Consider the following 4,335-nt stretch of genomic DNA (forward strand, 5'->3'; position numbering starts at 1 on the left):
GCTTCTGCCCGCCCGACAGTTGCTCCGGCTTGCGGTCGGCGAAAGGAATGAGCTCGGTCGTCGCCAGGATGGCGTCGACGCGGGAGCGGATTTCCTTTGCCGGCAAGCGTTCCATTTCGAGGCCGTAGGAGACGTTGGCCCTGACGCTCATATGCGGAAACAGCGCATAAGACTGGAACATCAGATTGACCGGCCGCTTGTTGGGCGGCGTCCTGGCGATGTCGTGCCCGTCGAGCAGGATGCGCCCGTCATTGGGCGTCTCGAAGCCGGCCAACATGCGCAGCAGCGTGGTCTTGCCGCAGCCCGACGGCCCGAGCAGGGCGAAGAACTCGTTCTCACGGATATCGAGCGAAATGCGGTCGACGGCGGTCACCCGGCCGAAATTCTTCGACACCTTGTCGATCGCCAGCAGCGTGCGGGGTTCGTTCATTGGCCGATCATCCCGCGGTTGAGCCGCTGCGACAGGGTTAGCGCGGTGATGCTGACCGCCATGACGATGGTCGCCAATGCGTTTATCTCTGGGGTGATGCCGAAGCGGATCATCGAATAGATCTGCATCGGCAGCGTGGTCGAGGCGCGGCCGGCACCTGATGTGAAGAAGGCGATGATGAACTCGTCGACCGAAAGCGTGAAGGCGAGCAGCGCACCGGCGACGACCGCCGGCAGGATGACCGGCAATGTCACCCGCCTGAAGGTGGTGAGCGCGGCGGCGCCGAGATCGGCGGAAGCCTCGACGATCGACCAGTCGAAGCTCTTCAGCCGCGCGCGCACCACCGAACAGACGAAGGCGAGGTTGAAGACGACATGGGCGAGGATGATGGTGTGCAGGCCCAGGGTGAAATCGAGCAAAGAGAAGAAGCTGAGCAGCGCGATCGCCAGCACGATGTCGGGAATGATCATCGGCGCAAAGATCAGCGCCTCGAGGCCGCTCCCATATTGCCGGCGTATTTCGACACCGATCGCCAGCAGCGTGCCGAGCAAGGTGGCGATTGCCGTCGAGACGAGCGCCACGATCAGCGTGTTGAGGGCAGCGGAAAGGATCGCGGCGTTTCCGACCAACGAGGCATACCATTTCAGTGAAAAGCCCGACCAGACGGTCGGCAGCCCGCCTTGGTTGAAAGACAGCGCCACCAGCACCGAGATCGGGATGTAGAGAAAGGCAAAGACCAGCGAAAGCACAAGCCAGAGCGTGCGCCGCGTGGCGGGGGAGCGCTCAGCCATCGGCGCCTCCTTTCGCCTCGGCGGCACGGCCTGCGGCGCGATCCGCAGCCAGGGCCTGCGCCGTCAGCACTAGCAGCATTATGGCGATCAGCGCCATGGCAAGTGCGGCGCCGAAGGGCCAGTCATTGGCGGTCAGGAACTGGTCGTAGACGAGATTGCCGATCATCTGGAAGCGGCCGCCGCCGAGCAGCGCCGGCGTGACGAAATTGCCGATCGACAGCACGAAGACGAACACCGCCCCGGCGGCGATGCCCGGCACCGTCAACGGCAGGATGACCCGGCGAAATGTGGTCATCGCCGAAGCGCCGAGGTCGCGTGAGGCCTCGGCGAGCTCCGGATTGAGCCGCGACAGCGGCGCGTAGCAGGCCAGGATAACGAAGGGCAGATAATTGTAAACCAGACCGGCGATGACGGCGCCTTCGCTGTACAGCATCGACGGCGGCTCGCCGGTGTAGCCAAGCCAGCGCAAGAGCTGCGTGATCAGGCCCTCGCGGTTGAGCAGCACGATCCAGGCGTAGGTGCGGATCAGGTAGTTGGACCAGAAAGGCAGGACGGCGAAGAACAGGAATACCGGCTGCCACCGGCGTGGTGCCGCCGCGATCGCATAGGCGGCGGCATAGCCGATCACCACCGCGATCAGCGTTGCCGTGCCGGCGATGCGTGCCGAATTGAGGAAGATGCCGGCATAGAGCGGGTCGAACACCAGCCCGAAATTCTCCAGCGTGAAGGTGTATTCAATGCCGCCATAGATGCCGCGCCGGAAGAAGGCGAGCGCCAGCACCAGAGCGCATGGCACCACCATCAAGGCGATGAGCCAGGCCAGCGCCGGCGCCATCAGCAAGGAGGAGCGAAATCTGGTTTGGGACACGATTGCGATACCGCACTCAGCGGCCGGCGGCGGAGGCCCGCCGTCGACCGCGATCTCTGACCTTGATACTAGTTACTGCGCGGCCTTGATCTCGCTGACGATCTTCGAATAGTCGCGCTGGGCGTCGCCGACGTCGCGCAACTGCTCGAACTTGACCAGCTCGGCCACCGGCATGCTCATATTGGGGAACTTGGCGAGGAAATCCGCAGGCAGACTTTCCATAGCCGGCTTGTTCGGCACCTTGTAGTCGATGTTCTGCGCCGCCCAGGCGTGGTTCTTGGCGTCCAGCATGAAGTTGATGAACTGGAAGGCGGCGTCCTTGTTGGCCGAAGCCTTCATCACCACCATCGTGTCGACCCACAGATCCGAGCCCTCTTTGGGGATGACGTATTTGATCTCAGGCTTCTCGGCGATGCCGTAATTGCACCAGCCGTCCCATGCCTGCACCAACAACGCCTCGCCGGAGACCAGCTTCGAGTAGAAGGTGGTGTCGTCATAGGCGAGCAAGGTCTTCTTGGCCGAGATCAGCAGGTCCTTGACCTCGGCGAGCTTGGCCGGATCGGTCTCGTTGACCGAATAGCCCTTGGCGAGTTGGCCCGCGGCGAGCAGCCAGCGGTCGGTCGCCAGCATAGTGGTCTTGCCCGTGAGGTCGTCGGAGGGGGCGAGAAGATCGTTCCAGCTGGCCGGCTCGGTCTTGACCAGATCCGAGCGGTAGCAGAGGCCGGTGGTGCCCCAAGTGTAAGGCACGGAGAAATTGTTGCCGGCATCGTGCGGCAGCTTCGTCGCCTCGGGATAGAGATTTGCAAGGTTGGGGATCTTCGCGTGGTCGATCGCCTCTATCAGGCCGAGCTTGTTCAGCACTTCGGCAAAGGGCGAGGAGACGAAGACCACGTCATAGCCCTTGCCGCCCGAAGCCACGAGCTTGCCCATGATCTCCTCATTGGTGGCGTGAACCACGACTTCGCCGGAAACGCCGGTTGCGGCCTTGAAGGCGGCCATGGCATCCGGCGCCATGTAGCCGTCCCAGTTGGAAATGACGAGGTCGGCAGCGGCCGCCGGCGCCGACAGCGCCAGGGCGAGACCAAGCGCGACCGAAGATATCTTTAACGGATGGCGCAGGCGGGTTGAGGCGGTCATTACAGACTCCCATTCTGGTTGATCGTCGAATTCAATCAATCGTCGGACCAGCGCTTGCGACCCATGCCGCCGCTTCGATCCTGTTCCCCGGTCTTTTTGTTGCCGTTTGACCTCACAGTACTATTGCAGAAAAAAGTACGTCAATCCATAATTTGGCACGTCGCTGCGAAATCGCCGAACGCGCTATAAGCGCGCTCGGTCAGGCCGTAGCGGTCAAGCCGTTCGTGAGAAATCGCCATGCAAGCCGCCGCCCGACGACCGCGCACCAACCATCTCGATCTCGCTCAGCGCATTCTCGATGTGGCCCGGCAGCGCGGCTTCGAGGCCGGCGCTCATTTCCCGGAACAGCAGATCGCCTCGCTGTGCAACGTATCTCGAACCCCGGTGCGCGCCGCTTTGCGCCTGCTCACCGAAAGGGGTGTCGTGCGCTGGGAGGCTGAATCGGGCTATCGGCTGGCCGTCGACCTCACCAACCAGGCGACCGTTTCAGCCGACCTGCCGAGCGCCGAGGAAGACGAGCTCGCGGAGATGATCCTGCGCGATCGGTCGGCGCGCCGGCTGGATCAAACGGTGACCATCGGCGCGCTGATGCGGCGCTATGGTGCCGAACGAAAGACGGTACTAAAATCGCTAAAGAAACTGACGGAGGAAAATCTTCTGGACCGTGCACCGGGGCAGGCCTGGCTGTTCAGGCGGGTGCCTGACGATCCGGAGGCACAAGGGGAAAGCTATGAGTTCCGCCTGCTGCTGGAACCCGCCGCCATTCTGGCGCCCGGCTTTCGGCTGGACGGGACGCGCGCGGCTGCCTTGCGCCAGGGCATGGAAGCGCTGCTGGCGCTGCCCGATGCCGCATTCGATATCAGAGAGTTCCAGCGGCTGGACATCGATTTTCACGGAATGATCGCCGACGGCGCCGCCAACCGGTTCGTCACCGACGCGCTGTCCGACCATCTCAGGCTGCGCCGGCTTCCGGGAACCTATGCCGGCGTCAACGTCTTCCGGCTGAAGCAATCGCTGCGCGAGCACCTGACCATACTCGACCAATTGGAAAGCCGGCAGTATGAGGTTGCAGCCGATCTGCTTCGCGTCCACCTGCGGCTCTCCCGCAG

At 63.1% G+C, this 4,335-nt stretch carries 5 protein-coding genes; 1 reads left to right on the top strand and 4 read right to left on the bottom strand.

The window, feature by feature from the left end; translation table 11 throughout:
• The 4 genes from EOA86_RS24110 to EOA86_RS24125 all read right to left on the bottom strand — a co-directional run.
• Positions 1–430: ATP-binding cassette domain-containing protein (locus EOA86_RS24110; protein ID WP_128343958.1), on the bottom strand; the 430-nt coding region annotated here is incomplete at its 3' end.
• Positions 427–1,221, bottom strand: coding sequence for an ABC transporter permease (locus tag EOA86_RS24115; protein ID WP_128343960.1), 795 nt, complete (start codon positions 1,219–1,221; stop codon positions 427–429). The genes EOA86_RS24110 and EOA86_RS24115, both read right to left, overlap by 4 nt.
• Positions 1,214–2,056: an ABC transporter permease gene (locus tag EOA86_RS24120; protein ID WP_128343964.1), complete on the bottom strand. Its 843-nt coding sequence runs from the start codon at positions 2,054–2,056 to the stop codon at positions 1,214–1,216. Before EOA86_RS24120 ends, EOA86_RS24115 begins: the two co-directional genes overlap by 8 nt.
• A gap of 105 nt (positions 2,057–2,161) precedes the next feature.
• Positions 2,162–3,226 carry a spermidine/putrescine ABC transporter substrate-binding protein gene (locus EOA86_RS24125; protein ID WP_127209737.1) on the bottom strand — a complete coding sequence of 355 codons (1,065 nt, stop codon included), beginning with the start codon at positions 3,224–3,226 and terminating at the stop codon, positions 2,162–2,164.
• Positions 3,227–3,463: 237 nt separating this feature from the next.
• Between EOA86_RS24125 and EOA86_RS24130 the strand changes: the two genes are divergently transcribed.
• The coding region (locus EOA86_RS24130) for a GntR family transcriptional regulator (RefSeq protein ID WP_128343962.1) at positions 3,464–4,335 on the top strand (872 nt) is incomplete at its 3' end.

The organism is Mesorhizobium sp. M5C.F.Ca.IN.020.32.2.1 (assembly GCF_004023105.1).
Lineage (GTDB): Bacteria > Pseudomonadota > Alphaproteobacteria > Rhizobiales > Rhizobiaceae > Mesorhizobium > Mesorhizobium wenxiniae.